We start from the raw sequence: 26,380 nt of genomic DNA, 5'->3' as shown, positions 1-26,380 counted from the left end.
AATCAGGCGATGGGGGGACGATAGAGCCGTTCAGGCGCCTCGTTGGGCAGGCGCTGGAAGTCCGCGAAGCTGCAGACCGAGATCGGCTGCGACGGCTTGGCAATCGCGGGCAGATCGGCAGCGATCGCGGACAGGCAGAGCATGGCGCAGCACGGCCCGGGCGAACCGTCATGTTGATGCTGGCCGTCATGCTGATGTTGCGCATGTTGGGCCAGGCCGACACCGGAATCCTGGCCGGCCTCCGGCTGATGATGCTGATGCGCGGCCGGCATCGGTTGCGTGTTATGGACATGCTCGGTTGATGTTATTTGGACGCCGGCCGGCAGGCAGCTCGCGGCATCGCCGAGCGCCAGTGCCACGCCGGGCGCGAGCACGCAGAATAGATAAAGCAGAGCGGCAAACCACCCTGCTTTCCTGCGCATGTGTCGGGTCAGGCGAACGAACATGGCTTCATGGTAAACGGGTTGAACTGTTTCGCCAAGGCGGCGCGAATGACTGAGAGTGTGTCCCTCCACATCTGCATGCCCAATATCGCGCCATTGTGGCTTGACCCAGAGGCATTAGCCGAAGAAGTTGCGCCGCCGTGGAAATTTCTTCTTACCTCACCCGAGATTCCGACATGTTCGTTCCCGATTCGCGCCGGGCATGGACCCGGCTTGCCGTCGCCGTCCTGATCGGCTCGCTCGGCAGCGTCGGCATGTGGTCGGTCGTGGTCGCGCTCCCGGTGGTGCAGACGGAATTCGCCGCGAGCCGCGGCACGGCGTCGCTGGCCTTTACCTTGGTGATGCTCGGATTCGGATCCGGCGGGGTGCTGACCGGCAAGATCACCGACCGCTATGGCATCGTCACCGCGATCGGGCTCGGCATCGGCATTCTGGGCCTCGGCTATATCGGCGCCGGGCTGTCAACTTCAATATGGCAATTTATCCTGGTGCATTTTGCGATCGGGCTGTCGTCGTCGGCGACGTTCGGGCCGCTGATGGCGGAGGCCTCGCACTGGTTCAACCGCTACCGCGGGCTCGCGGTCGCGATCGCCGCCTCCGGCAATTACATCGGCGGCACGATCTGGCCGCCGCTGGTGAACTGGGGCATGCAGACCTACGGCTGGCGCCATACCCATATCGCGGTCGGCATCTTCACCGCGGTGGCGATGACGCTGGCGCTGATCGGCTTGCGCATGCTGATGGGCGCCGGGACGCAGCGCGACCATGTCAATGCGCCGCCGCCGCGCGTCAATCTGCGGCTCTCCACCAATACGCTGACGGCGATCCTGGCGCTCGCCAGCATCGCCTGCTGCGTGGCGATGTCGATGCCGCAGGTTCATATCGTCGCCTATTGCGGCGATCTCGGCTACGGCGTGGCACGCGGCGCCGAGATGCTGTCGCTGATGCTGGGTTTCGGCATCATCAGCCGGATCGGCTCGGGCTTCCTTGCCGACCGGATCGGCGGCATCCCCACGCTCCTGATCGGTTCGGTCGCGCAGGGCTCGGCGCTGTTGTTCTACCTGTTCTTCGACAGCCTGACCTCGCTCTACATCATCTCCGCGATGTTCGGGCTGTTCCAGGGCGGCATCGTGCCGAGCTATGCGATCATCGTGCGCGAGGCGATGCCGGCCTCGCAAGCCGCTACGAGAGTGGGCATCGTGATCTTCGCCTCGGTGTTCGGAATGTCGTTCGGCGGCTGGATCTCCGGCGTGATCTTCGACGCCACCGGCTCCTACGCCGCGGCGTTCCTGAACGGCGTCGCCTGGAATCTGGTCAACGTCACCATCATGGTCGCGCTGCTGATCCGGGCGCGCGGCTATCAACCGAAAGCGGGCGTGGCTCAGACCGCCTGACCGGCCTTCAACAGCGAGCATCCCGTGATCTTCAGGCTGCCGTCCGGCTGCGTCTCCAGCGTGTAGAGCGCCTCCCAGGCCTCGCCATTGGCGTCGATGATATGGACGCGCTGCGCAATGTAGCCATCGGCGGCGCGCGCCTCGCCGAACTCGAAGCTCTTGTGGCGGTAGATCGGGGCATAGCTGTTCTGGACCATGAACATGAAGATATCGGCCTGCGGAAACAGCTGCCGGATCGCCGGCGCCGCATAGGAATAGGCCGCCGCCGCGTCGTCGTGGCCGAGCGCCTGTTCCTGCGCGCGGATGACGCCTTGGGCTGTGGCGACATCGTCGGCGGCTGATGTTGGTGAGGCAAGGCCAATCAGAAATGCGGTCATCAAAACAACAGCGCGCATGCAAATGCCTCCGATTGACGGTGCCTGCGGCGGTGCGATCGGGCTGAATCTATACCCGCCAGGAGACGGGCGGAAGTGGCTATTCGCCCATCGCCAGGCGCCGCGAGACGGAAGCGATCAATATAAAGCTGCATCTCTCGGAACTTTGCAGCTTCGGCTTCGTTGCCAACCAATCCCCAAGCGCAGCGGGATTGGCGATCCGCCACAGTCAGCAGCTTGATATGATCAAATCTCTTGCGGCCCTCGCAATGCTTCTGGGAACGTCGGTGCTCGCTTTGCCGGGCTTCCGGTGACCGCGCATCGCGAGCCATGATGGCCCTGGATCGCACGCTTTTGCCACCCGTCATCCTCGTCGTCGAAGACGAGATGCTGCTGCGCATGCGGGCGGTCGATATGGTCGAGGATGCCGGCTATCTCCCGGTCGAGGCGGTGGACGCGGACGAAGCGCTCGCCATCCTCCAGTCCAGGTCCGATATCGTGCTGCTGTTCACCGACATTCAGATGCCGGGCAGCATGAGCGGCCTGCAGCTTGCGCTGGCCGTCCATGAGCGCTGGCCACGGATCAAGATCATCCTGGCGTCCGGGCAACTGAAGTTGTCGAAGAGCGACATCCCGGAAGACAGCCGCTTCTTCGGAAAACCGCTGGATACCGTCGAAATCGTAGCGGAAATACGGGGGATGCTCGGCCATGTCTGATCTCTGCGGACCGAACGTCGTCATCCCGGCAACGTTTCCATGCAGCCTGCCGAAATCGTTACCGGAAAGAAATGACCGGAAACGGACGGATGGTGGTACCCATTGCCGATGTTGAAAACCGACCATGATCTGGTCGACGCCGGCCTGGCGTCCGATCCGGCGTCTCCCCAGGAGCTGCTGGCGGCTGAAAACGTCAGCCTGCGGTTGTTGCTGACGCAGGCCAAGCTCAGCGCCGAGACGCTGCTGGCGCAAGCCGGTATCGACGCCAAGGAGCGCGAGGCGGCTGACAAGCTTCAGAAGCTCATCCTGGAAGAGCTGCATCATCGCATCAAGAACACGCTCGCAACGGTTGGCGCCATTGCGTCGCAAAGCCTGCGCAATGCGCCGAGCATGCGTGATGCGCAGCACGCGATCGAAGGGCGATTGCTGGCGCTCGGCCGGGCCCACGATCTTCTGTTGCAGGTGCGCTGGACCGGCGCCGACCTGCGAAAAATCGTCAGCGGCGCGACCGAACCTTTCGACAATGTGGACAGGCCGAGGTTTTCGATCGACGGCCCTGGCGTCGACATCGCATCGGGTGCCGTGATCGCGATCGCGATGACCCTCAACGAGCTCTGCACCAACACCACGAAATTCGGTGCGTTGTCGGTGCCCGATGGTCATGTGGACGTCAGTTGGGCCGTGGATGCGGCGTCCGCGCGATTGCGGTTCACCTGGAAAGAACAGGGCGGACCGTCGGTCACGGCGCCTAGCAGACAGAGTTTTGGCACGCGCCTGATCGAGACGCTCGGTCGGCAGCTGAAAGGTGACGTCAAGCTCTCCTATCAGCCGGACGGGTTTGTTTACGCGCTCGACGTTCCCCTGGCTTCTCTGGAATCCTGAACGGCTAGCGGCCCTTAAATCGTCCTGCGTGCGCTTCGGGTTCAGACCAGCATCAAGCCGAACCCGTCAAGGATCGATTGTGATCTCGATGGTCGCCGTATCGCCGAAGCGCGCGCGAACATGCTGGCCACCGCGCACCGGCAGCATGCCTGTCATCGAACCGGTGCTGATGGTTTCCCCGGCGCGAAGTCCGTCGCCCCAATGCCGGCGCTGTTCGGCCAGCCACCACAGCGGCCGCAACGGGTCGCCCATGACGTCGGCGCCGATGCCCTCGCGGCGCAACGCGCCGTCCACTTCGAGCCGGACCGGAATCGACGCAAGTCCTTCGCGCCAGTTCTCGATCCTGTCGCCGAACACGTAGCGCCCCGAAGCGCTGCCGTCGGCGAGAATGGCTGGCATCGGGGGCAGGGCGGCTCGCGCGTAACGGCACTCCGCGACTTCGATGCCTGCGTGAACCTCGCCGATCGCCTCGATGGTCTCGGGCAGCGTCCACGGCGCGTCTCGCGGCGGCAGGTCGCGCGCGAGCGTGACGAAGAACTCGCATTCGATCAGGGGGTCGAGCAATTCCGCGGCTCCAAAACGCGCAGGCGAGGTGCATGCGAAGCGACGAAACGTCCTGCCATAGATCGGTCCGTCGAGCCGGAGCTTGTTCCGTACCCCGTCGGTCGTTCCGGCTATCTTCCAGCCGAGCGGCTCCCAGCCGAGCCGCTCCGCCACGATCCGGTTCACGGCATAGGCCTCGGTGGCCGTTGCCGGCACTAGGTCATCCGGCAGCGAGGACAGCTGAGACGCGTTGCGGCGCGCCTCGACCAGCAAATCCGCCAGTTCCCGCTGCTTTCCTGAAATCGGCTTCACTTGCTCACCGGCCCTGAAACACGGCGGCGCGCCGCTCGATGAAGGATTGAATGCCTTCTTTGGCGTCGGCGCTGTTCAGCACCCGCTCGCGAATCGACGGAATGTAGGCGATCGCCGCGGCCTCGCCGTGCTCGACATATTTAGCGGCAGCCTCCTTGGTCACCTGGATGCCGAGCGGCGCATTCCGCGCAATGATCGCGGCGAGCTGCATCGCGCGTTCGATCTGCTGGCCGGCCGGCACCACCTCCTGGACCAGCCCGATCTCGCGGGCGCGGGCCGCGCTGAATTCATCGCACAGCAACAGGTGATACATCGCGTTGCCCCAGCCGGTGCGCGACAGGAAGCGGAAATGCGCGCCGCCGAACGGCGCAATGCCGCGTTTGGATTCCATCTGGCAGAACCGGCTGTCATCGGCGGCGACGACGATATCACCCGCCAGCATCAGCTCGATGCCGATGGTGAACACGATGCCTTGCACCGCGGTGACGATCGGCTTCCTGCAACGCTTGCCGAGGCCGAACACGTCGACATTGCCTTCCCTGATATTTCGCTTCTCGGCGTTGGGGCCGAAGAACTTCGGCATGTCGAGGCCGGCCGTGAAATCCTTGCCCTCGGCGCAGATGACGCCGACCCAATGGCTCTCGTTGTTGTGCAGTTCCGTCAGTGCGTCCGACAATTGCTCCATCATGGCCGGCGAAAACGCATTCTTCTTCGCCGGATTGTCGATGATGATCCTGAACACGCGGTCATGGGTTTCGGTTCGGATTTTTCCCTCTGCGGTCATGGCTTGGTTTCCTCTGTTTGATACGCGAAAGTTCCGATGCGGCCTTCAAGAGGCGGCTATCTCTCGTACTTGACGGCAAGCGCGGTGCGGATCGCCGCGGCGCGCTCCGGCGCAAAGTGGGATGCGCCGTGCTCGAGCAGATCGAAGAACGACAGCACACCGCCGCGCGAACCCCAGCTTCCTTCCTCGATGATGCGGAAATTGACCCACCAGGCCGGCGACGGAGCCTTCATCCCCAAGGCATCCGCAAGCGCGGTCTGGATGTTGCGGATGACCGCGGCGCGATCCTCGCGGGTCCAGCAGCAATCCATCGCCACGACATCGACCACCATGACGTCGCTTGGCTTGTCCGAGAGCAACTCTCCCCCGTGCGCGATCATGTCCAGCGGGCGCTCGGCAAAATGCACCTGATAGCCGCGGCGGGCTTCGGGCGTGAGTTTGCCGACCTCCGGCACCAGCACGGCATCCGTCAGTGTCCTGGCCAGAACGCGCCGCTGATCTGCATTCAGTCGCCCTTGCGGCGTCATCACATGGATAAACGTCATCGCGCCCCCCTCTTGCCGGCCATGTTGTCGACTATGACATGTGGCATAATCTAGATTGGACTGGCTATGTCAAGCGTCATATTCTAGAATGGGGCATCAAACCGAAAAGGATTTAGCGATGACGTCCGATACCCGCGCCAAGATGGTGGCCGGCGCCGCCGACCTGGTGAGCCGGCGCGGCGTCAATGCCACGAGCCTGCGCGAAGTGGTCCGCCATACCGGTACGCCGCGGGGGTCGATCGGCCATCATTTCCCACGCGGCAAGCAACAACTGATCGCGGACGCGCTGGTCTTCGCCGGCGCGCAGGTCAGCGGACCGCTTGAGCACCTGACCCGGTCGCGCGGTGCCATTGCCGGCCTTCGCGCCTTTATCGCCCTGTGGCGTCAGACGCTGGAGCGTTCGAAGTTCGAAGCCGGTTGTCCGGTGCTCGCGGTGGCGGTCGAGCAATATATCAACGATGCGACGGAAAAGGACGGCGAGCCGGACGAAGCCGCGCAACAGCATCTGCTCGATCTTGCCGACGGGGTATTTGCCGACTGGCAGCGGATCATGTCCACGGCGCTGCGCCATGAGGGCGTGGCGCCCGCGCGCGCCCGGCGGCTGGCGGCGCTCGTGATCGCGTCGGTGGAGGGGACGGTCGCGATGTGTCGCGCCGCGCGCAGTGCGCAGCCGCTCGACGACGTCAGGCAGGAACTCGAACTGGTGCTTTCGGCTGCACTGCCGAAGTGAAGCCGCGTCCTGCGCATCGCCTCAAAACGTCGGCGGCGTGCAGGCGCTGATGACTTCGCAGGGTTTGGCGCCGACGCAGCGGAACCGGTGCGGGCGGCGGCTTTCGAAATAATAGGCGTCGCCGGGATCGAGGATGCGGCGCTCGTCGTCGACGGTGACCTCGAGCCGGCCCGAGACCACGATGCCGCCTTCCTCGCCTTCGTGGGTCAGCGGCACCCGGCCGGTATCGCTGCCCGGCTCGTAGCGTTCCTTCAGAATTTGCAAGGTGCGGCCGAACAGATTGTCGCCGACCTGGCGGTACGAGATCGGCTTCTTGCCGATTTCGGTCAGTTCGTCGGAGCGGTAGAAGGCCTTGCGCGGCCGTTCCGGTTCGATGGCGAAGAATTCCGCCAGCCCCATCGGAATGCCGTCGAGGATGCGCTTGAGCGCGCCGACGGACGGATTCATCTGGTTGGATTCGATCAGCGAGATCGTCGAATTGGTCACGCCCGAGCGCTTCGCCAGCTCGCGTTGCGACAGCTTGTGACGGCTCCGGACGAAGCGCAGTTGCCCACCGATATCGACGCTCATCGCAAATCCCTGTTGCAGGTGTTTCGGATCGAACAAATATGACCTCACGGGATCAATAAAATCAATGGGTTGCAGGAGCGCAGAAAAGGACTTGTTGCGCCTTCTCAACCGTGGTCCGGCTAGCACCTGCAAGCTGCCAGCAAAGGAGCCAGGCCGTGACCCTTCATCAGATTCCGAACACCCTGCAAACCGACGCGTTCTGGATGCCATTCACGGCCAACCGGCAGTTCAAGGCCGCTCCCCGCCTGTTCGCCTCCGCCGAGGGCATGCACTACACCACCGTCGACGGCCGCAAGGTGATCGACGGTTCGGCCGGCCTGTGGTGCGTCAACGCCGGCCACGGTCGCCGCGAGATCGCCGCCGCCGTCGAAAAGCAGCTGATGAATCTCGACTTCGCGCCGTCGTTCAATATGGGCCATCCGATCGCGTTCGATTTCGCCGAACGGCTCGCGGCGATCGCGCCAAAAGGACTCGACCGCATTTTCTTTACCAATTCGGGTTCGGAATCGGTCGACACGGCGCTGAAGATTGCGCTGGCCTATCAGCGCGCCGCCGGTCAGCCGACCCGCACGCGCCTGCTCGGCCGTGAGCGCGGCTATCACGGCGTCGGCTTCGGCGGCATGTCGGTCGGCGGCATGGTGAACAACCGCCGTGCGTTCGCGACGCATCTGCCCGGCGTCGATCACATCGGCCACACCTACGACCTCGCGCGCAACGCCTTCTCGAAGGATCTGCCGGCCCACGGCGCCGAACTCGCCGACGATCTCGAACGGCTGGTTAATCTTCATGGCGCGGAGACCATCGCCGCCGTCATCGTCGAACCGGTGCCGGGCTCGACCGGCGTGCTGCCGCCGCCGCAAGGCTACCTGCAGCGCTTGCGCCAGTTGTGCGACAAGCACGGCATTCTCCTGATTTTCGACGAAGTCATCACCGGCTTCGGCCGGCTCGGCACGCCGTTCGCCGCCAATTATTTCGGCGTCACGCCCGACCTGATGACGACCGCGAAGGGCATCACCAACGGCACTGTGCCGATGGGTGCCGTGTTCTGCAGCCGCAAGGTCCACGACGGCTTGATGGTTGGCCCGGAAAACGCGATGGAGCTGTTCCACGGCTACACGTACTCCGCGCATCCGGTGGCCTGCGCCGCCGGCCTCGCGACGCTCGATATCTACAAGGACGAGGGATTGCTGACGCGCGGTGCCTCGATGGCCGACTACTGGCGCGATGCGCTGCATCAGCTCAAGGGCCTGCCGAACGTGATCGACATCCGCAACGTCGGCCTGATGGGCGCGGTCGAGCTCGCGCCGCGCAAGGATGCGCCGGGCGCGCGCGGCTATGAGCTGATGGTCGATTGCTTCAACCGCGGTCTTTACTTCCGCCAGAGCGGCGATGCGGTCGCGGTGTCGCCGCCCTTGATCGTCGAGCGCAGCCATATCGACGAGATGGTCTCGATCCTCGGCGACGCCATCAAGCGCGTGGCCTGATCCTTGCTCGACAAGAACCGCCGGCAAATGAAATGCCGGCGGTGCTGTATTGGAGCAAGTCTATCGTGAAAGTCATCGTTCTCGGCAGCGGCGTTATCGGCGTCACCACGGCCTATTATCTGGCGCGGTCCGGTCATGAGGTGACGGTCATCGACCGTCAGCCGAAGCCGGCGCTGGAAACCAGTTTCGCCAATGCTGGCGAAGTTTCGCCCGGTTATTCCTCGCCTTGGGCCGGGCCCGGCGTGCCGGTCAAGGCCATCAAGTGGCTGTTGATGCGGCACGGCCCGCTGGTGATCTGGCCCAAGCTCGATCCTGTCATGTGGATCTGGATGCTGAAGATGCTGCGCAACTGCACGTCTGCGCGGTACGCCGTCAACAAGAGCCGGATGATCCCGATCGCCGAATACAGCCGCGACTGCCTGCGCGCGCTACGCGACGACATCGGCATTCACTACGACGAACGCAGCCGCGGCACGCTGCAACTGTTCCGCAAGCAGGCGCAGCTCGACCATACCGGCGGCGATATCGCCGTGCTCAAGCAATACGGTGTGCCTTACGAAGTGCTCGATCGGGAAGGCTGCATTGCCGCGGAGCCCGCGCTCGCCGGCGTCAAAGACAAGTTCGTCGGCGGCATGCGGCTGCCGCAGGACGAAACTGGCGACTGCCACATGTTCACCGACGCGCTCGCCGCCGAGGCCGCCAAGCTTGGCGTCCAGTTCAAATTCAACACCGGTATTGAGCGGCTGGAGACCGATGGTGCTGACATAACCGGCGTCGTCACCAGCGCTGGCACGTTGCAGGCCGATGCCTACATCGCCGCGCTCGGCAGCTGGTCGCCGCGTCTGCTCAAGCCGATCGGCGTTTACGTGCCGGTCTATCCGGTGAAGGGCTATTCGATCACGGTGCCTGTTATCGATGCCGACGGCGCGCCGGTCTCGACCGTGATGGACGAGAGCTACAAAGTCGCGATCACGCGGCTCGGGAAGCGCATCCGCGTCGGCGGCACCGCGGAAATCTCCGGCTATTCCAATAGCCTCGATTTAGCGCGGCGGGCGACGCTCGATCATTCCTTGACCGACATGTTTCCACGCGGCGGTGATCTTTCCAGGGCGACGTTCTGGTGCGGGCTGCGGCCGATGACGCCGGACGGGCCGCCGGTCATCGGCGCCACGCGCTATTCAAATCTGCATCTCAACACCGGACACGGCACGCTGGGCTGGACCATGGCCTGCGGCTCCGCCCGCGTGCTGGCGGATATGCTGTCCGGCCGCAAGCCCGACATCGATGCCAGCGAACTCACGATCGATCGCTACGCGCACCGGTTCGGGTAAAGCCGTCTTACGCTTCCGCCACCGCTTCGCTCCAGGGCTGGAACGGCTCGGTGGCGCCGCTGTTGGTGACGCCATCGCGCAGCACCACGCTCGGGCAGGCGAACTTCATCGGCAGGGTCTGGATGCGCGCCTCCTCGTAGTCGAAACGCGCGCCGAGCTCGTTGCGGACCGGGGCCGGCAGGCGGATGTCGCCGATCACGACCGCGCCCTCGCTGGCGTCGATGCGCGGTTGATGGATCGCGGCATCGAGATCCATGCCGTAATCCATCACGAAGGACAAAAGCTGCGTCACCGCCGGCAGGATGCGGCGGCCGCCGGATGCGCCGATCGCCACGCGCCTGCCGTCGGAGGCCTGCGCCAGCACCGGCGTATAGTTGGTCAGGCAGCGCTTGCCGGGTGCCAATGAGTTGGGTGTGCCCGGCGTCGGGTCGAACCACATGATGCCGTTGTTCATGGTGACGCCGGTCTGCGGCGAGACGAATTTTGAGCCGAAGGTCGACAATAGCGTCTGCGTCACCGCGGCCATGTTGCCGTCGCGGTCCACCGCCGAGAAATGCGTGGTGCAGGCCGGCGCCAGTGCTTCGGCGCCGAGCGCGCGGCGGCCGTCGGCGTCGCCCATGTCTTTCAGGCGTTCGCGATAGGCTGCCTGCAGCGCTGACGCATAGGCGACGTAAGCCGCCGCATCCGGTTCGCCGCGCGCGGGCTTCAAACTGTCTTGCAGCAGACCGAGCGTGCGCGACAACGTCGGCCCGGCAGTGAGTTCCGGCGTCGCCAGCACTTTGCCGCCGCGATAGGGGATATCAAGCGGTTCGCGCAGGTGAGCGCGGAACGGCGCGAGGTCTTCGACCGACAATGCGCCGCCGGCGGCCTGAATGTCGGCGGCGAGGCTCTTGGCCAGATCGCCTTCGTAGAAATCGCGCGCGCCGGCGCTGGCCAGCTGCGCCATCGTCGCCTTGAGCCGGTCCTGCGGCATGCGGACATGGGACTTGATCCCCCATGGCGCATTCGGCGGCAGGCCGTCGACGAGATAGGCGGTGGCGCTGGCGGGATAGCGCCGCAAGTCCGCGGCCGAGCTCGCAATCATCAGCGTGGTCCACCAGTCGACGCCAAGGCCTTCGCCCGCGAGCGCTATGCTCGGCGCCAGCAATTCCTGCCACGGCAGTTTGGCGTGGCGGCGATGCGCTTCCTCCATGCCGGCGACCACGCCGGGCACCGCGATCGAACCGGGGCCGTGCAGGTTGCGGTCGTCTTTCACCCGCGCCCACGGGAACAGGTCGGAGGCGGCACCGTCGCCGGTCAGTGGATAATCCTCAACGCGCAGGCTGCGCGGCGCGCGCATGCCGTAATCGATCACTTCATAGCGGTCTTCGCGCGCGCGGTAGAGCACCATCGCGCCGCCGCCGCCGAGCCCGCTCATCCACGGCTCCAGCACGCCGAGCGCAAAGGTGGTCGCGATGACCGCATCGACGCAATCGCCGCCGGCGGCCAGCACCTCGGCGCCGACCTGCGCGGCCTTGCCCGATTGCGCGGCGACGATGCCGCCTTTGGAAGTCACCGCGGATTTGCGGATCTGCTGGGTGTTGGAAAACTGGTCGCGCATGAGGTCTCACTTGCTTTGATAGGGTCGGAACCGAATAGACCTAGCAAGCCGGGAACAACATACCAATAGCCTCACCACCCTCGTGGCCATGTGCAGAGCAGCAAACGATTTTCAGGAAGTATCGTCATATTCAGGTTGCAATACACACGTCACGCTTCCTCTGATAGAGTATCGGCGAAGCGGCTTTGGGGGCATAGCCGTAGCCGGCGTGACAGGCAACGGACGACGAAATTCATACTGACAGGATGTTCTCGATACGGCTCATTTGGAGGTGTCCCCATGATCTCGAATATTCAGGCCTTCCCGACGACGGACGGTATCTTTGTCGTTTGGGACGTGACGGTGATGATTCCTGATTGCCTCGGTTTCGCGCTGTTTCGCCAGGAAAAAGGCAAAGGCAGCACGATCGTCGATACATGGGTCGGCTTCGAAGATCAGGCGAACGCGCACAAGCAGGGCGAACATCGGCCGAGTACCGAGTGGCCGGTGCAGAAGACCAGCTGGACGGATTTCGTGGCGCCGGCCAAGGCGCCCGTTCGCTACGGCGTAGTGCCCGTTCTCAAGGACGGCGCGACGGCAGTGAAGCTTGCGGCGAAAGCACCCGATCGGTGGACGGACTACGTGTCGGCCCAGCCCAGCGGACCGCTGGCCCCATGGTTCAACCGAGGGACAATTTCCGCCCAATGGCTGGCCCGGGCGATTGGCGGCGACCCGAAATCCGCGCAAACCCTGGAGAAGGCAATCGCCACCAAGGGAAACAAGATCCGGGACTTTCTCAAGGGTGCATTGGGATCGCGGCTGCTGGAATTGCTCGGCGAGGCCAAGGACAAGAAGCGGGATGTCTTCGTCGCGCTCTACGAACTCAACGATCCCGAACTGATCGCGGCACTCTGCGCGATGAAGGCAAAGGCACATGTCGTTCTTGGCAACAGCACGGGAAAGGCAGACGCCACCGCCAAGGAGACCGAGCAGAACGCCGGCGTCCTGAAGAAGGCGAACGTTGACATCGTGCGTCGCAAGATCGCACCCGCGCGCTATGCCCACAACAAGTTCGTCGTCTTCTGCGACGACGCCGGTAATGCCGAACGCGTATGGACGGGCAGCACCAACTGGACCCGAACCGGCCTTTGCACCCAGAATAACAATGGACTTGAGATCGCGGATGCCAAGATCGCCGCCGCCTTTCACGAGCATTGGAAAATTATTTACAAGGCCGCCAGCACGAACCCAAAGACGCTCGCGACAACCGGCGATCGCGAGTGGGATTTTACGGTGGCAAAATCCAATGCCAGCGTCTGGTTCACGCCGACCTCCAAGAGCGGCGACCTGAAGCAGGCGACAAAACTGATCAAGGCTGCCGAGCACGGCGCGGTGTGCCTGATGCTCAATCCCGGCCCCGATGGGCTGTTGGGTCCAATTCTGGAGAAAGCGCAGGATGCCAAGCTTTATGTGCGCGGGGTCCTGAACAATTTCCCGGCGCAGGGCAAGGACAGTCCGAAAGACCAGCTGAAGCTTCTCACCAGCAACGGCGAACAGCAGGTGTTCAAGGGAAAGCAGATCGCCGACGTGGTCCGTCCCGCGGGCATCGACGCCTCGGCGGACTGGTGGGAACGCGAAATCAGGAACACCGGCAAATTCATGATCGCCGTCCACAGCAAGGTCATCGTGATCGATCCTGCCGGCAAGAATCCGGTCGTCATGACCGGCTCCCACAATTTCAGTGCCCGGGCCAGCACCAAGAACGACGACAATCTCGTCATCATCCAGGGGGACAATGTACTGGCGCTCACCTACGCCGCGCGCATTGTCAGCATCTACGGCACGTATCGCTGGCAGGCCTGGCGCAACACGCCGGAAGGCCAGAAGGACAAGGGGCTGAAACGCAGCGATACCTGGCTGAGCGACCGGATCGGAAAGGGATGGGCCGACACCGAAACGCGGTTCTGGCTCGGCAAGACCTGAGACCGCGCACGGAAGTGGCGGGCAGGCGCGTCGGGCCGCTCCCTTGCAGCCTGCTTGATCGATAGCGCCGCGGCGCGCCGCGAACAATGGCTTTGGATGATTTAAAGTCAGTCCTGCAGTGAGGTAAAGTCATGCCGGGCAGGTCGTGGTTTGAATTGGCGCGAGGTGCCAACAATGGCACATTACGAATGCCGGAAGCACAGGAGCTGGTTCGACGTGACCGCGGACGCCTTCGTTCATCTGCCCGATCTGCGCGACCGCGTGACGCAGCCGGCGCAATCGCGGCTGCGGCTGACGCCGGAGATGTTCGCGATGTGGGAGAGCCGGGCCCGGGCCGCAGGGCTCCCGGCAAGCTGGCGGCTGTCGGATGAAGCGATCGAGGCGTCGCGGCTGGCGCTGCTCGGCGATCACCACAGCGGCGAGGATCTCTGGATCTACTCCTATGGATCGCTGATGTGGGACCCCGGCTTTCACTTCGCGGAAGTCCGGCTTGCCGACCTCGAAGGCTATCAGCGCCGCTTCACGCTCTGGATCGATCTCGGCCGTGGGTCGCGCGATTATCCGGCGTTGATGCTGTCGCTCGAAAAGCAGCAAGGCTGCTGCCGCGGCCTGGCGTTTCGCATCGCCGCTGACGACGTGCATGCGGAGTCGGCGATCCTGTGGCGCCGCGAGATGCTGCGCGGCGGCTATGCGCCGGCAATGGTGCCGATGACGACACCGCAAGGGCCGATCACCGCGCTCGCCTTTGTCTCCAACACCGCGCATCCAAGCTATGTCGGCGAACTGTCGTTCGCGGAGACCGCGGCCACCATCGCCAGCGGCAAGGGTATTCTCGGCACCAACCGCGAATATCTCGTGCAACTGGCGACCCAGCTGGAAGCGCTCGACATCAGGGATCCCTATGTCGAGCAGTTGCACGTGCAGATCAATGCCGGCGCGGGCATCTGACACGGTCATCCCTGAGCCGATCGGCGGGAAAATCCGCGATACTCACAACGATCACGCGACGCAAAAGACGCAAAGCTTGTTGCCGGTGGGATCGCGCAAATAGGCGGCATAAAAGCCCTTCTGTGCTTCCGGCGGCCGGAAGCCCGGCGCGCCCTCGTCGGAGCCGCCGTTCTGGAGCCCGGCGGCATGGGCGGTCTTCACCTCATCGGGCGATTTGCCCTGATAGGCGATCATGATGCCGTTGCCGGCGCGGGCTTCCTTGCCGTCGAAGGGCGGGCAGACCGCGGTGTGACAATCCATGATGGTTTTGCCGGGACCGATCTTGCCATAGCCGATCCAGCCGCCATCCGCGACCTTGCGTTCGCTGCCGAGGGCGCCGAAGACCGCATCGTAAAACGCGCCTGATTTCTCGCCGTCGACGGCGCCGATGGTGACATAGGCGATATTGCTCATGATTCGAATGTCTCCCTTGGATCAGTCTGGCTCTTCCGCCCGGCCTTCGAGCCGGGTCGGCCACGCCACAGCTTTCAAACAATGTTTTACGTCAGAATTCTGCGGCGCGGTTATGGCATCCTGACGCAAGTGCAAAGGGCGGATTGTTGCTATAGTGAAGCATATCAGCGCTGCCGCCGTCGACGCCAAAAACAACAACGACCGGAGTGAACATGTCCGAGGGGACCGGGAGCGAGGCGACCAAGTCGCACCACGAGGTCATCGTGATCGGCGCGGGCGTGGCGGGCATCTACCAGATCAAGCGGCTGGCCGACCTCGGGATCGACGCGCTGGTGCTGGATGCCGCTCCCGATCTCGGCGGCACCTGGTACTGGAACCGTTATCCCGGCGCGCGCTTCGATTCCGAAAGCTACACCTACGGCTATTCGTTCTCGAAGGAATTGCTCGAGGAGTGGCACTGGAAGGAACGCTTCTCGGCGCAACCGGAAAATCTGCGCTACCTCAATTACGTCGCCGACAAATTCGATCTCCGAAAATACATGCGGTTCAACTGCAAGGTCGAGAAGGCCCGGTTCGACGAGGCGGAGAATCTTTGGCGGCTCACGCTCGGCGATGGCAGCGAACTGACCTGCCGGTTTGTCATTCTGGCGATCGGCCTGCTGTCGGTGCCGACGCCGCCGCGGCTGGAAGGGATGGACACCTTCAGGGGACGCTCGTTCCACACCTTCTATTGGCCGCACGACCCGGTCGATCTGACCGGCAAGAAGGTCGCGATCATCGGCACCGGCGCCACCGCGATTCAGATCATCGGGGAGATCGCCGACAAGGTCGGCGACCTCACGGTGTTCCAGCGCCGGCCGAACTGGAGCGCGCCGCTCAACAACAGCCCGATCTCGAACGAAGAGATGGCCGACATCCGCGCGCGCTATGACGAGATCTTTGCGGCATGCGCCCGCACCCCCGGCGGATTCGAGCATGAGCCCGACCGGCGCGGCTTCCACGAGGTCACCCGCGAGGAGCGGCTGGCGCTGTGGGACAAGCTGTACGACGAGCCTGGCTTCGGCATCTGGCTGAGCAATTTTCGCGAAATTTTCACCGACGAGGCGGCCAACGCCGAATTTTCCGCCTACATCGCCGATCGCATCCGCCGCCGCGTCAAGGATCCCGAGACCGCGGAAAAATTGATTCCGAAAGACCACGGTTTCGGCGTGCAGCGGGTGCCACTGGAGACGCTGTATTTCGAAGCCTACAACCGCGACAATGTGCATCTCGTCGACATCAGCGAGACGCCGATCGAGCGCGTCACCGAAAACGGCCTGCGAACTTCGGCGGGTGATTACGATTTCGATATCATCGTCTATTCCACTGGCTTCGACGCCATTACGGGGGCGTTCGACCAGATCGACATCAGCGGCATCGGCGGCGAAAAACTGTTCGACAAATGGCGCGACGGTCCCTCGACCTTCCTCGGCATGCTGGTTCACGGTTTTCCGAACCTGTTGATGCCGACCGGCCCGCAAAGCGGTTCGGCCTCGACCAACTTCCCGCGCGGCATCGAGAACGGCGTCAACTGGTGCATGGACCTGCTCGAACACATGTGGGACCGCGGTTATGTCAGCGCCGAACCGACACTGGCGGCGCAGGAGCGGTGGACGGCCCATGTCACCAAGATGTACGCCATCATGCTGATGCGAAAAGCCAAGTCGTGGTTCACCGGCTACAACTCGAACGTCCCCGGCCACGAGCACGGCAAGGTCCGCTACTTCGTCTACAATGGCGGCACCCCGAAATATGTCGCCGCCATCAACGACGTCACCGCCAAGGGCTATGAGGGAATCGTGTTCGGCGGGGAGGCGCGGGGTTCGGCGCGGCCTGCCGTCAGGTCGAGCGCGGCCGAGTAGGGTACGTTTGAAATGGGCCGCTCAAGCCACCGGCTTGACCGGCGCCAGATGCAGTTCGCGCCGCCGCGCCATCTCGCCATAGAGTTTCAGGATTTGGCGGTCGAGTTCGATATCGCCAGCCTGTTCGGCCGCTTCATGCAGGCGGATGACGAGGCGGCGCAGCCGGGCGTTTGCCGCATCGAGGACCGCCAGCGAATAGTCGCCGTCGGCGGTTTCCGCCGCGTCACCGGGCAAGACGCCATGTCCGGGTCCGGCTTCCGCGATCAGCGCGCGGAGTGCTGCGTTTTCCCACACCCGCACGGCGGCGCCGTCGGCGCTTTCCAATGCGACCAATTTGTTGACGAGCGCGATCAGGCGAAGGCGGGCCGCCGAGAACAGCCCGGCGTCCTCCGGCCGTGGCGGGGTCATCAGTGTCAGCATGCAGCCGTTGAGCAGTTCCGGCACCGTCGGCGTCATGACCAGCCTTCCTCGACCAGCCGCGCCAGCAGGTCCGCCATGATGCGGTCGTGCCGGCGCGCGGTGTAAGTGCCGGTAAATCCCAGCACCAGATCGTTGCCGCCGGCCACGAACTCCTTGGCCGACGTGGTCCAGATCGCGCAGCCCTTCACGGCGCTGAACAGTTTCCACCACGCCAGCGCGGATGGATCGACGCGCAGACCGCTCTCGCGCTCCCAGATCGCGATCGCTTCCGCTTCCGGGATCGTACCGGCGACGTGGCTGTCGTCGAAATGGCTCCACAACGGGTCGAAGCACCAGGCGAGATCTTCGATGGGGTCGCCGAGATGCGCCATCTCCCAGTCGAGCACGGCGATGATCTTTCCCCGTCCATCGTGCATGAAGTTGCCCGAGCGATAATCGCCGTGAACCACGGAAATCTTTTCCGCCGGCTTTGGCGGATTGCGGCGCAGGCGGCGGATCGCGGCATGGACGATCGGCTGCGGGTGACGTTCGTCGCGCTCGATCACCGCGCTCCAGTAATCCAGCGTCACACGCCAGCAGTCGGCGAGGGCAGGGGCTGCGCAGCAATGGCGGATCGGCAGCGTCGCCGGATCGCGGCGGGCGATACGCCCCAGGATCGCAAACAATTCGCGGCCGATGGCACCGGCATGTTCGCCATAAGGCTCAAGGTTCATCACCGACGGCACCTGGCCGCCGTCGATCCGGCTCATGATGAAGAACGGTCGCTCCAGTGCGCCGCCTTCGGTCTCCAGCACCAGCGGTTCGGGCACCGGCACGCTGCCGTGGAACGACTGGTAGGCCATGAATTCGGTTTGCCGGTCGGTGTCGATCAGGCCGCCGACCGGGTCGCGGCGCAGGATCACGCCCCTGACCTTGCCGCCGACCTCCGCATCGAAGCGGTAGGTCTCGCGGCTGGCGCCGCCGGGAATGCGCGTGAGATCGCGCACCACGACGCTCTCACCCCAGTGCTTGCCGAGATATTGCTCCAGCCGTCGGCCCAGCGCCTCGCCCGAGTTCGGCGCATTCATGGGGCGAAATCCAGCGTGGATTTGAATCCCGATGGCGCATGCGGGCCGAGCGCCAGCTGCTCCAGCACGCCGCGTCCGTGATGGACGCGGCCTTCCGCATCGCGGCAGCTCACGTCGCACAGCGCCTGGATGTGGAGATGCTGCTGTTGCCGTACATCGACATCAACAAGCACGATGTCTTCGCGCTCGACCGCGAGGTCGCCATGGTTGAGCCCGTGCGCCCATTTCGGGTGGCCATAGCCGAGGCCGAGCATGAAGAAATTGTAGACTGGCGTGAACGTCGCTTCGAGCCGCTGCGAACCTTCCCCCAGCGTGACGGTGGCTGATGTCGCGTGCCGGGTGCCGGATTTCCAGTTCACCAGTGCTGTGGCGTGTTCGATTTCCTGCAGCGGGGCGTTGTCGGGCGCCCAGACCGCACGGCGGTTCCACGGCAGGCCGGCGGCATCGTCGTTGGAGTGGAAGAACAGACTGGCGCTGTCGAAATTGCAGGGCGACCACAGCCAGAAGAATTGCGGCGGTGTCGCCGGCGTTAGTGCCTGCGGATCGCGAAGGCCGACCGGGCGGACGCCCCACGAGCGGTCGCGCGTTCCGACAAAGCCGTCGACCTGTTCGCGAACGCCGTCGAGTTCGATCCAGCCTTGATACCGCCCGTTTTGCGTCAACCTGGTATAGTCCATCAGCGTGCGCGGGCCGATCCGTCGGATGAAGCGCGGTTCCTCGATCGGGGCGCTGCGGCCGGTGAACACGATATCGGCTGATATGGCGTGGTCCGGCGCGTCGACGATCACGCGCAACTTGTGCAGGGGCTCGACCACCTCGATGCGAATCGGGCCCACGGCGAGGTCCATGCGCTCCATATTGAGGCAGCGCGAGGCATGCAGCGCGGTCTCGACGCCGTTGCGGACCACGACAAAGGCGGCGTCCGCGATGTTCAGATGCGGATAGACGCCGAACGCCGCCGCGAAGAACGCCGTGTTTCCGGACGCTGTCGAATAGCCGTTGAAGAAATAGCGGTCGTAGAAATTGCGGTCGGTCCCCGCATACGCCACCGGCTCCGGTGTCTGGTGGATCGGGTAATCATCGCCCTTGCTCAGCGCCAACGTGTTCGCTCCCGGTAAACGTCCGTGGCGTTTTTCGCCATTCTGCGACGCGGACAGTAATGGCGCGGGAGGTGAATGCAAGGGTGGAGCGGTCGGCCGCCCGGCCGTCCGCCGCGGCTCGAATTCGCCGCGGCGTTTTCGAGCGAAGAGCCCGGTTCTGATTCAATCAGTACCGATAAGGCTAAGAGGTTTGAACCTCGGTTTCAGAGGCGTCGTCTACAAGCTTTCGATCAGGAACACGAAGCTGATTGAGTTTCGCCAGGAATATGAGCGCGGACCGGCTTGGCAGGAAGAAATAGCCTCCGCCATGAACCGTCACGAAACTCTCGGCGCTTCCCTCAACCGCCAGCGAACCGGCCGAGGTTGGGATCGTGAACCGCGTCGATTCATCCGGCAGCTTCACCGACACGATCGGATCCGGTTCGTTGGTAAGCCCGGCGAAGCCGGGAGCGCCGATCCATGACTGCTGGATGAACTCGAACTGGCGCTCGAGATCCGCGCACAGGCCCATGAACAGAAGGCCCTTTTCGCCTTCCTGCTGATAGGATCTGCCACGCCGCAAAAGACGATGCCGGTTGGTAATCATCAGCTGCGAATCATCGCCCGGCGCAAGGCTGCCGCGCGGATTGGCCCGGCGGATATGCGCGCCAAACGGACAAAACAGACCTTGTGGGTCATCGACCCCGAAGTTCAGGTCGGTATCCGTCTCGTCGAGAGGATCGTCGTCGCTGCGCTTCGGCGGAGCGGGTCCGATCGGACGGTCGATCAGCGGCACGCCGTCATGCCAGCGTCCCATCATCTTGGCTTCGATCCAGTCTCCGGTGACCTCGCCTCCAATCAAGCCCGGCAGCAAGTCCATCGTGTCTCCAAGCAATTTTTCTGCGCTGCGCTTGGCATAATCGTGGAACTCGTCGACGTGCTGTTCGAGTTGCCGGATGGCCAGGAAGCTGCCATTCCGACCGAAGTCGCGCACTTGCGGGCGCGGATCCTGGAAGGCACCGAAACGGCTGTCCGCCGGTGTCGGAATCGATCCAAGCTGGTTGTCCGGGTCGCTCTCGCGGGCGACCACGGGCGTCGGCGGGTAGTAGCCCTGGTTGCTCTTGTAGCCGAGCAGGAATTCGCCAGGCTCCATAATGTCGCGGGGTTGCGCGCCGCGCGCAAAACGCTGGGTGCCGCGGATGACCGGTTGCGAGATGCCATCGCGGAAGCCGAAGTGTTCGTAGTTGATGCCGTTTTCCGTGGGCTGAGTGTCGAGTTCGTAGACCGCAAAACCTGCGCCGGCCAGCTTCGAACGATGCAACTCGAAGCGGGACTCGCAATCGCCCTGGGATTTTCCGTACACAAGAAGTGCGGCATGAACCTGCGTGTCGCGATTAGCATCCGACCAGCGCCACGATGACGGTTCGGATTCGGCATCGTCGCCCAGAATGCGCTGGCGGGACGACATTCCGAGATTAAAGGCGGTGGGGAAGGTCGCCATCGTGGTGGACGCATTATCATCGCATCCACGCAGAAGGTAGGACAGGCCCGCCGCCGTGAAGGCGACGCATGTAGCCGAGTTTTCCTCTTCGCCTGACAGCGGGCGGTCACCGAACGTGACCATTAAATCCTCAGTCTGCTGTAACCGCTCTACAGTATCGTGCGGACTACTTCCGGCGGGTACGAGCGAGGCCAGCCAGTCGGCGCGAGCCCTGGGATCGTCGGGCAGGCGAAGGGCGGCGAACTTCATGTGGGGAAGTCGCTTGAAACCGCGAAATACGACAGACTGCACCTCCTGCGTCTCGATCACGGTGTCGGTCTTCGGCATCGAGCCGAAATAGCTGAGCCATGCGCGGGCTTGCGAGTCCGTCGTCGCCCGCGCCAATTCCCAGGATATCACCGCGTTGTTGCGGATCTGGTCTGCCGTGAGATGCGGGAAGTGATTGAACCAGAATTGCGTCGGCTGCTGCTGGCGGCGCACCCAACGCTTGAAGCGATCGCCATCCTGCGCGCCGCCACTCATCAGCCATTTCGTCCGCGGATAACCGACGGCGTTGCTCCAGGCCGCGTTCTGGCCCTGATAGGCCTTGGTGACGAAATCTTCGAGATAGCTCTCCCAACTGCCGTCGTAGTTGGAGAGGAACACCAGGCGCTCCGACCCCGGCGGCCGGAACCAGCGCGCGAAATGAATCGTCCCCATGTTGACGATATAGCCGGGGCGGAAGGCTCTGACGACGACGAGTTCGATTCCCCACAGGGCGATACCAAGCGTGAACCTGCGGAACCAGCCGGGTTTGAGCGGCGAAACCGACAGAAAATGATTTTGCTCGCAGTTGGGGGCGTTCTCGCGTTTCGCAACCTCGCGAACCTTGGCAAGGTCGGGGTCGAGATCTTCCGGTCTGTCGTTGACGTCGGCCCAATGCAGTCGTGCGATGAATGCGCCGACGATGATGCCCACCAGCGTAGCGGTGCCGATGCATCCGGCGACCACCGCGATGGCGCACTGCCCGGCGGTAGTCAGAAGGTCCCCCGGTGCAAAGGACAGGGAGAAGTCGTACCACTTGAAGCACAACACGCTGACGATAACGGCGATCACCGCCAGCAAGATATAGATCGGACGCAGCGTCGGCGAGGAGAGGACCGCGGCGAGACGGCTGTCCGGCTGCTTCCAGCAGAGCGTCGGTGGTTCCTGACGGCTTGGGATCACCAGATAGCGCTGGAATGCGGGGCCGCGCGCCACCAGAGACTGCATGCCTGGATATTTCATTCCGCGGAGTTTGGGAGCGCCATGGATGAGATCGCGAACGAACTGTAGGGCACCGGTGGCGTGGCTGCCGATACCAGCGTGAATCTTTACGAAATAATCGACGGCCTCGCGGCAGAATTTTACAAGTTCCTCCTGCTGCTGGATGCTGGCGATCGACTGGCCGGGCAGGCCGTAGAAGCACAGTCCGGTGTTTCCCCATGGCCGCGCCTGCAGCTTAATCTCGCTGGCCCGCAACAGTTCGCCTAGCGAAGGCCCGGTGTTCGCCGGAGCAGGCGCCGTGTCGCGGTTTGCCGCCGAGCGGAACAGCTGCAGCAACCATGGGCGTGCGGAAGCATCGATCGCGTCAATCAGTGCGTCGGAATTCCCGTCGCCGTTCAATTCCAGCATCAGATACGGCGCCGGAGTATTGGCATCGCCCAGATCGATGGCGTTGAGCGATGCGAAATGGATGACGTCGGTGCTCCGGAGCGCGTCGTCGATATTCGGCCGCGGCTGCAGGACTAGCTTCTCGATCTCGTGACGCCAGGCGTTGAGGTCGGCCTTTTCGGTGAGCGGAGCCAGCACGGTGACCATGCTCTGGATCTGCGATCCAAAGGCGGGCTTGAACTCCATGTCGAGGCGGCGGGGAAACACGCCGACCCGGAAGATGCGTCCCCATTGACCCTTGCTGACGCGCACCTCGTCCCTGGAGAGCAGTGCTTCGAAAATCTCGGTGATCTGCGCCATCGCAAGCGTCTTGCCAAGGCAGGCATGCACGCCGGTTCCGAACACCAGTTCATAGCCCTTTGACTGGCGGTCGCGCATTGCCGAGGCGGTCGCGACCATAAGGATCGATCCGGCGGCAATCCGGTGTGGACCCGACGCCGTCGTGACGGTGCCGTCCTGTGCGGCGTAGCGCCACTGCCCCGGGTTGAGCGCCGGATTGAGCCGTGCCGCCTCGAACAGAAGATGCTCCAGCCGGTCGCGCGCCGACGGGTCGTCGCCGCTGCGCGCCTGCTTCGCCGCCGCGGCCACCGCATCCAGTCCGTCCGGTTTCCGCAACAACTCTTCGATAATGTTGCCCGCTGCCAGGGTCGTGGTCGGAATGAACCCCGTGATCATGCCCACCATGATGGCGAGAATTTCGTCGTCCGAAATATGGGTGTCGCGGAGACGTTGAAGAATCGTTTTGCCAAGGCCCTCGGGCGGCGCTGGCGGGTCGACCGAGAGCTTCACCAGGGCGGCTTCGACCACGGATCGTACGCGCATTGCGCCGGCAAGGGCGAGCTTGCGGGTCGCGGGATTGCCGAACGGATCGGCGAACAGCAGCGCCGAGATCGACATCGACCATTCGGCGAAAGCGTCGGGGTCGTCGACATTGAGCCCGAAGAATTCGGCGCAGGTCTCCGACGCCACCCGGGTGATGAGATCCTTCATGATATCGATACGGCCCTCGGACGCATCGATCAGCGTGTCGGCGATCTGACGCGTCCGCTGGATCAGCCATTTCGCGTCCTGTTCTCCGATCAGGCTGCGAATGAGTTCGTGTTGACGCTGTTGCTGGACGCCTTCGAGACCGAGGACAAACGTCGCGGCGCCGCCGCCGAGCTCCTTCATTTCCGGGCCGTAGGGCACGCGGAAGATGTCGTGCTTCGCGAGCACGTCGCGCACGTCGGCGTCGCGGGTGACGATGACCAGTCGGCCGAACCTCGGGATCGGCCAGAAGGTCCGAAAGAAAGCGAACACCACCCGCAGCGACCACAGCCAAAGCCGTCTGAAAACCGGCGACCACGGCCGGTCGGCGCCCAGGTCGTCAAAATCAAAGGTGTCTTGCGCGGATGCCTTCTCGTTGCCGGATATCGATATCGTCCCGTCTGCGGCAACCCTGTATTTCAGCGTCCACCTGGCGAATAGTCCCCCTGCCGCCTTCGCGTCCCCCATAACGTCCCCTTCGTTCTGAAATAATCTTCGCGCATCAACGTCGTGAATTGTCGCCCTCGGCCGCGAGGCGGGTGCGGCCCGCCGAGAGCGAAGCGACTGACTCGACAAACCGATGGTTCACCGAGCGATCTTCAAATGGAATCCAGTCAATATACGTGGTCGAAAAGCGCGGCCTGACGGCCCGGAGCTCTTCAAATGCCGACTTCGCCTGCTGCGCTTCGCCCAGTCTGTAAAGCGCGTCGATCTTGACCATATGGGCGTACCAGTATTGTTCCCGGCGAACGATGGCCAGATCCGCATAGGCGATCGCTTCCCGGTAATCCCCAAGCAGGCTGGACCTCATTGCCAGTTCGCCAAGGACGAAGAACAGATGCACGTCGAACGGGCTGAGCCGTCTCGCCAGCTCAAGGTGCCCGCCGGCCTGTTCAGACTTGCCGCAAAGGTTGAGGGTGGAACCGATCTGGGCGTGCGCAATGGCGAGACTGGGCGTCAGTTCGACCGCCTGGTAGAGCAGGTCCAGTGCGGGTTGCATGTGCCGCAGCCAGGTCTCCGCCGTGCCGGCAAGCCAGTAGGCCCGGCCGTCGGATGGATCAGCCCGCATCGAGCGCTGGGCGAGCCGTCGCATCTCGTGCACCCGCTGACCCGACTCTCGACCGGTCCAGATCGCCCAGGCCAGTCCATGGGTGACGTTGATCAGGGCTTCCGGGGAATGAGGATCGAGCGCGAGCGCCTTGGCAAACAGCTCCTGCGCCTGATCCGAATCCGGGTGCTGCAGGCGATTGAGGTGCCAACGACCCCGCCACAGCAGATCGGTGATGTTTGCGTTCGACGGCACCCGCTCCCGCGCGCTTGACTGTTCGCCGTGATCGATCTTGGCGCCGAGATGCGCCACCAGTTCCTGCAGGCATTCGTCGAACGCCGTCGCAATCACCGACCGGGCGATCTCGATCCGCTTGGACCAGACCGCCTGGAGTCGCGCGGCCTCATAGAGCGTGACGTCGATCCGCATCAGGTTTCCCGCGGTCCGGACCGATCCGTCGAGCAGATATTTGGCGTCCAGCCCTCGCGCTTCTTGGCTGGTGATGGTCGAACCTCGCGGCTCACCGGAGTCGCCGGCGATCACTGCCAGCCACCGTACGCGGGACAGGCGGTTGATCAATTCCTGCTTGAAGCCCTCGGCGAAATAGGCGTCGTCCGGATCGCCCGTCAGGTTTGCAAAACTCAGGACCGCCAACGAGGGGCCATCGCTGGCGCGCTGTCCCGGCCAGGTGGGGCCGGGCTCGGAGCGGGCTGCGGCGGCCGGAACTTGCGGCGGTGCGGCCTTGGCCGGAGGGTTCTCGAGCAGGCGAGTGCGTTGCTCGCGTAGCCAGTCTTCGAAGGCTTCCTCACCGGGAATGTCGATTCCCTCGAGGAACTCGCCTGCCTGACCGGTTCCGTGCGCACCAGCCTCGTCGTCCGGTTCGAAAATGTCGATGCTGACGATGTTGAGGTCGAGCCGTACCCGGTCCCGCTCGCAGATCAGCGGCGTCCACGACGGACGATTGAGCCGCTGGCGCAAATCCGACAACTCGCGCCGCAGGCTGCCGTTGGCCTCCTTTGGCTCGCGGCTACCCCACAGTTGTGTCTGGAGCCAGCCGCGGGCTCGCTCGCCGTCCTTGGAAACGGCCAGCATGGCAATCAACGCCGCGCCCTTGCGGCTGGAAATTACGATCCGGCGCCCCTCCGGGTCCACGAAGCTGAATGGCCCGAGAAGGCGAAGTTTAAATTTCGAAGTCCAAGTCAACATTTAGCAGCCATCCCCAGCTCCGATGATAGCCGACAAACTGCAACTTTCACGCATTTTTTTCGATTTTTGAACGCTGGGGTCGCGGCCGGCGCGCGGGGAGATAGCAGGTTTGATCGCCCGCTGAAGTTGTGGAACTGCGGGCGACAGGGGCCGCCGGTTTTCCGCGATCCGCGGGTCGGGTGCGTGGAAGGTGTTGACGCGAGCACCATGGCGCGACGGCCCGGGAATGCTGTGAGCGTCCTTGCATCGCTACGGTGTTGGCTTCTTGATGTTGTCGGCGGTCACTGCATCGGCTGAGGATGTGGTGTGAAGATCTGAGGAACGCGGCCGCCGGAACGGCGGGGCCGCTGGAGCGAGCAAGCTGGACG

Annotated in this window: 22 protein-coding genes; 9 read left to right on the top strand and 13 right to left on the bottom strand. The window is 63.7% G+C overall.

All coding sequences use genetic code 11. From position 1 onward, the window contains the following. Nucleotides 1-2: 2 nt before the first annotated feature. Entirely contained in the window at nt 3-446 is a 444-nt protein-coding gene (locus tag FFI89_RS28350; protein WP_138830818.1) for a hypothetical protein, read from the bottom strand. A gap of 173 nt (nt 447-619) precedes the next feature. Between FFI89_RS28350 and FFI89_RS28345 the strand changes: the two genes are divergently transcribed. Next, nucleotides 620-1,837 (top strand): MFS transporter, encoded by a 1,218-nt coding sequence (locus tag FFI89_RS28345; RefSeq protein ID WP_138830817.1) that lies wholly within the window; start codon nt 620-622, stop codon nt 1,835-1,837. On the opposite strand, the gene FFI89_RS28340 is transcribed toward FFI89_RS28345, so the two are convergent. Beyond that, entirely contained in the window at nt 1,825-2,232 is a 408-nt protein-coding gene (locus tag FFI89_RS28340; RefSeq protein WP_138830816.1) for a DUF4864 domain-containing protein, read from the bottom strand. The two genes, FFI89_RS28345 and FFI89_RS28340, sit on opposite strands and share 13 nt — an antisense overlap. A gap of 312 nt (nt 2,233-2,544) precedes the next feature. Between FFI89_RS28340 and FFI89_RS35090 the strand changes: the two genes are divergently transcribed. Then, nucleotides 2,545-2,928, top strand: coding sequence for a response regulator (locus tag FFI89_RS35090; protein ID WP_138830815.1), 384 nt, complete (start codon nt 2,545-2,547; stop codon nt 2,926-2,928). A gap of 108 nt (nt 2,929-3,036) precedes the next feature. Continuing rightward, nucleotides 3,037-3,810, top strand: coding sequence for a sensor histidine kinase (locus tag FFI89_RS35085; protein ID WP_138835795.1), 774 nt, complete (start codon nt 3,037-3,039; stop codon nt 3,808-3,810). 66 nt (nt 3,811-3,876) lie between these two features. Here the strand turns inward: FFI89_RS35085 and FFI89_RS28325 are convergent, their stop codons facing one another. The 3 genes from FFI89_RS28325 to FFI89_RS28315 are packed head-to-tail and all read right to left on the bottom strand — an operon-like array spanning nt 3,877 to nt 5,994. Further along, complete coding sequence (locus tag FFI89_RS28325) at nt 3,877-4,665, bottom strand: 2-keto-4-pentenoate hydratase (protein ID WP_138830814.1); 789 nt, start codon at nt 4,663-4,665, stop codon at nt 3,877-3,879. Nucleotides 4,666-4,669: 4 nt separating this feature from the next. Then, nucleotides 4,670-5,449 carry a crotonase/enoyl-CoA hydratase family protein gene (locus tag FFI89_RS28320; protein WP_138830813.1) on the bottom strand — a complete coding sequence of 260 codons (780 nt, stop codon included), beginning with the start codon at nt 5,447-5,449 and terminating at the stop codon, nt 4,670-4,672. A gap of 56 nt (nt 5,450-5,505) precedes the next feature. Beyond that, a complete protein-coding gene (locus FFI89_RS28315; RefSeq protein ID WP_138830812.1) occupies nt 5,506-5,994 on the bottom strand; it encodes a tautomerase enzyme in 489 nt (162 codons plus the stop codon). Nucleotides 5,995-6,112: 118 nt separating this feature from the next. Between FFI89_RS28315 and FFI89_RS28310 the strand changes: the two genes are divergently transcribed. Further along, nucleotides 6,113-6,724 carry a TetR/AcrR family transcriptional regulator gene (locus tag FFI89_RS28310; RefSeq protein ID WP_138830811.1) on the top strand — a complete coding sequence of 204 codons (612 nt, stop codon included), beginning with the start codon at nt 6,113-6,115 and terminating at the stop codon, nt 6,722-6,724. A gap of 21 nt (nt 6,725-6,745) precedes the next feature. Here FFI89_RS28310 and FFI89_RS28305 read toward each other — a convergent pair whose 3' ends face one another. Beyond that, nucleotides 6,746-7,294: a cupin domain-containing protein gene (locus FFI89_RS28305; RefSeq protein WP_074831166.1), complete on the bottom strand. Its 549-nt coding sequence runs from the start codon at nt 7,292-7,294 to the stop codon at nt 6,746-6,748. Between the two features lie 155 nt (nt 7,295-7,449). Between FFI89_RS28305 and FFI89_RS28300 the strand changes: the two genes are divergently transcribed. Both FFI89_RS28300 and FFI89_RS28295 read left to right on the top strand, forming a co-directional pair. Then, complete coding sequence (locus tag FFI89_RS28300; protein WP_138830810.1) at nt 7,450-8,778, top strand: aspartate aminotransferase family protein; 1,329 nt, start codon at nt 7,450-7,452, stop codon at nt 8,776-8,778. A gap of 65 nt (nt 8,779-8,843) precedes the next feature. After that, nucleotides 8,844-10,109 (top strand): D-amino acid dehydrogenase, encoded by a 1,266-nt coding sequence (locus tag FFI89_RS28295; RefSeq protein WP_138830809.1) that lies wholly within the window; start codon nt 8,844-8,846, stop codon nt 10,107-10,109. A gap of 7 nt (nt 10,110-10,116) precedes the next feature. On the opposite strand, the gene FFI89_RS28290 is transcribed toward FFI89_RS28295, so the two are convergent. After that, nucleotides 10,117-11,709 (bottom strand): gamma-glutamyltransferase family protein, encoded by a 1,593-nt coding sequence (locus FFI89_RS28290; protein WP_138830808.1) that lies wholly within the window; start codon nt 11,707-11,709, stop codon nt 10,117-10,119. Nucleotides 11,710-11,988: 279 nt separating this feature from the next. Between FFI89_RS28290 and FFI89_RS28285 the strand changes: the two genes are divergently transcribed. Together FFI89_RS28285 and FFI89_RS28280 are read left to right on the top strand one after the other, a co-directional pair. Next, the gene (locus tag FFI89_RS28285; protein ID WP_138830807.1) at nt 11,989-13,671 is read left to right on the top strand and encodes a phospholipase D-like domain-containing protein; all 1,683 of its coding nucleotides are present in this window, start codon (nt 11,989-11,991) and stop codon (nt 13,669-13,671) included. 174 nt (nt 13,672-13,845) lie between these two features. Next, entirely contained in the window at nt 13,846-14,619 is a 774-nt protein-coding gene (locus FFI89_RS28280; protein ID WP_210249039.1) for a gamma-glutamylcyclotransferase, read from the top strand. A 51-nt stretch (nt 14,620-14,670) separates the two neighbouring features. On the opposite strand, the gene FFI89_RS28275 is transcribed toward FFI89_RS28280, so the two are convergent. Continuing rightward, nucleotides 14,671-15,072: a VOC family protein gene (locus FFI89_RS28275; RefSeq protein ID WP_138830806.1), complete on the bottom strand. Its 402-nt coding sequence runs from the start codon at nt 15,070-15,072 to the stop codon at nt 14,671-14,673. 212 nt (nt 15,073-15,284) lie between these two features. Between FFI89_RS28275 and FFI89_RS28270 the strand changes: the two genes are divergently transcribed. Beyond that, entirely contained in the window at nt 15,285-16,973 is a 1,689-nt protein-coding gene (locus tag FFI89_RS28270; RefSeq protein ID WP_138830805.1) for an NAD(P)/FAD-dependent oxidoreductase, read from the top strand. 21 nt (nt 16,974-16,994) lie between these two features. On the opposite strand, the gene FFI89_RS28265 is transcribed toward FFI89_RS28270, so the two are convergent. The 5 genes from FFI89_RS28265 to FFI89_RS28245 form a co-directional block, all read right to left on the bottom strand. Continuing rightward, the gene (locus FFI89_RS28265) at nt 16,995-17,429 is read right to left on the bottom strand and encodes a hypothetical protein (protein WP_138830804.1); all 435 of its coding nucleotides are present in this window, start codon (nt 17,427-17,429) and stop codon (nt 16,995-16,997) included. Continuing rightward, the gene (locus FFI89_RS28260; RefSeq protein ID WP_138830803.1) at nt 17,426-18,460 is read right to left on the bottom strand and encodes a phosphotransferase family protein; all 1,035 of its coding nucleotides are present in this window, start codon (nt 18,458-18,460) and stop codon (nt 17,426-17,428) included. The genes FFI89_RS28265 and FFI89_RS28260 overlap by 4 nt, the downstream gene beginning before the upstream one ends. After that, on the bottom strand, nt 18,457-19,560 hold the full coding sequence (locus FFI89_RS28255) for a hypothetical protein (RefSeq protein WP_138830802.1): 1,104 nt from the start codon (nt 19,558-19,560) through the stop codon (nt 18,457-18,459). Before FFI89_RS28255 ends, FFI89_RS28260 begins: the two co-directional genes overlap by 4 nt. Nucleotides 19,561-19,741: 181 nt before the next feature. Beyond that, nucleotides 19,742-24,226: a Dyp-type peroxidase gene (locus FFI89_RS28250; RefSeq protein WP_138830801.1), complete on the bottom strand. Its 4,485-nt coding sequence runs from the start codon at nt 24,224-24,226 to the stop codon at nt 19,742-19,744. A gap of 34 nt (nt 24,227-24,260) precedes the next feature. Beyond that, nucleotides 24,261-26,012, bottom strand: a complete 1,752-nt coding sequence (locus tag FFI89_RS28245; protein WP_138830800.1) for a hypothetical protein — start codon at nt 26,010-26,012, stop codon at nt 24,261-24,263. Nucleotides 26,013-26,380 lie beyond the last annotated feature (368 nt).

Origin of the sequence: Bradyrhizobium sp. KBS0727 (genome assembly GCF_005937885.2) — a bacterium.
Taxonomy (GTDB): domain Bacteria; phylum Pseudomonadota; class Alphaproteobacteria; order Rhizobiales; family Xanthobacteraceae; genus Bradyrhizobium.
The sequence above is the reverse complement of the archived record's forward strand: the minus strand, read 5'-3'. Positions and strand labels throughout refer to the sequence as shown.

Coding starts and splice junctions, on each gene's coding strand:
- FFI89_RS28350 (WP_138830818.1), bottom strand. CDS start 446: ATGTTCGTTCGCCTGACCCGACACATGCGCAGGAAAGCAGGGTGGTTT.
- FFI89_RS28345 (WP_138830817.1), top strand. CDS start 620: ATGTTCGTTCCCGATTCGCGCCGGGCATGGACCCGGCTTGCCGTCGCC.
- FFI89_RS28340 (WP_138830816.1), bottom strand. CDS start 2,232: ATGCGCGCTGTTGTTTTGATGACCGCATTTCTGATTGGCCTTGCCTCA.
- FFI89_RS35090 (WP_138830815.1), top strand. CDS start 2,545: ATGGCCCTGGATCGCACGCTTTTGCCACCCGTCATCCTCGTCGTCGAA.
- FFI89_RS35085 (WP_138835795.1), top strand. CDS start 3,037: ATGTTGAAAACCGACCATGATCTGGTCGACGCCGGCCTGGCGTCCGAT.
- FFI89_RS28320 (WP_138830813.1), bottom strand. CDS start 5,449: ATGACCGCAGAGGGAAAAATCCGAACCGAAACCCATGACCGCGTGTTC.
- FFI89_RS28315 (WP_138830812.1), bottom strand. CDS start 5,994: ATGACGTTTATCCATGTGATGACGCCGCAAGGGCGACTGAATGCAGAT.
- FFI89_RS28310 (WP_138830811.1), top strand. CDS start 6,113: ATGACGTCCGATACCCGCGCCAAGATGGTGGCCGGCGCCGCCGACCTG.
- FFI89_RS28305 (WP_074831166.1), bottom strand. CDS start 7,294: ATGAGCGTCGATATCGGTGGGCAACTGCGCTTCGTCCGGAGCCGTCAC.
- FFI89_RS28290 (WP_138830808.1), bottom strand. CDS start 11,709: ATGCGCGACCAGTTTTCCAACACCCAGCAGATCCGCAAATCCGCGGTG.
- FFI89_RS28285 (WP_138830807.1), top strand. CDS start 11,989: ATGATCTCGAATATTCAGGCCTTCCCGACGACGGACGGTATCTTTGTC.
- FFI89_RS28280 (WP_210249039.1), top strand. CDS start 13,846: ATGGCACATTACGAATGCCGGAAGCACAGGAGCTGGTTCGACGTGACC.
- FFI89_RS28275 (WP_138830806.1), bottom strand. CDS start 15,072: ATGAGCAATATCGCCTATGTCACCATCGGCGCCGTCGACGGCGAGAAA.
- FFI89_RS28270 (WP_138830805.1), top strand. CDS start 15,285: ATGTCCGAGGGGACCGGGAGCGAGGCGACCAAGTCGCACCACGAGGTC.
- FFI89_RS28265 (WP_138830804.1), bottom strand. CDS start 17,429: ATGACGCCGACGGTGCCGGAACTGCTCAACGGCTGCATGCTGACACTG.
- FFI89_RS28260 (WP_138830803.1), bottom strand. CDS start 18,460: ATGAATGCGCCGAACTCGGGCGAGGCGCTGGGCCGACGGCTGGAGCAA.
- FFI89_RS28250 (WP_138830801.1), bottom strand. CDS start 24,226: ATGGGGGACGCGAAGGCGGCAGGGGGACTATTCGCCAGGTGGACGCTG.
- FFI89_RS28245 (WP_138830800.1), bottom strand. CDS start 26,012: ATGTTGACTTGGACTTCGAAATTTAAACTTCGCCTTCTCGGGCCATTC.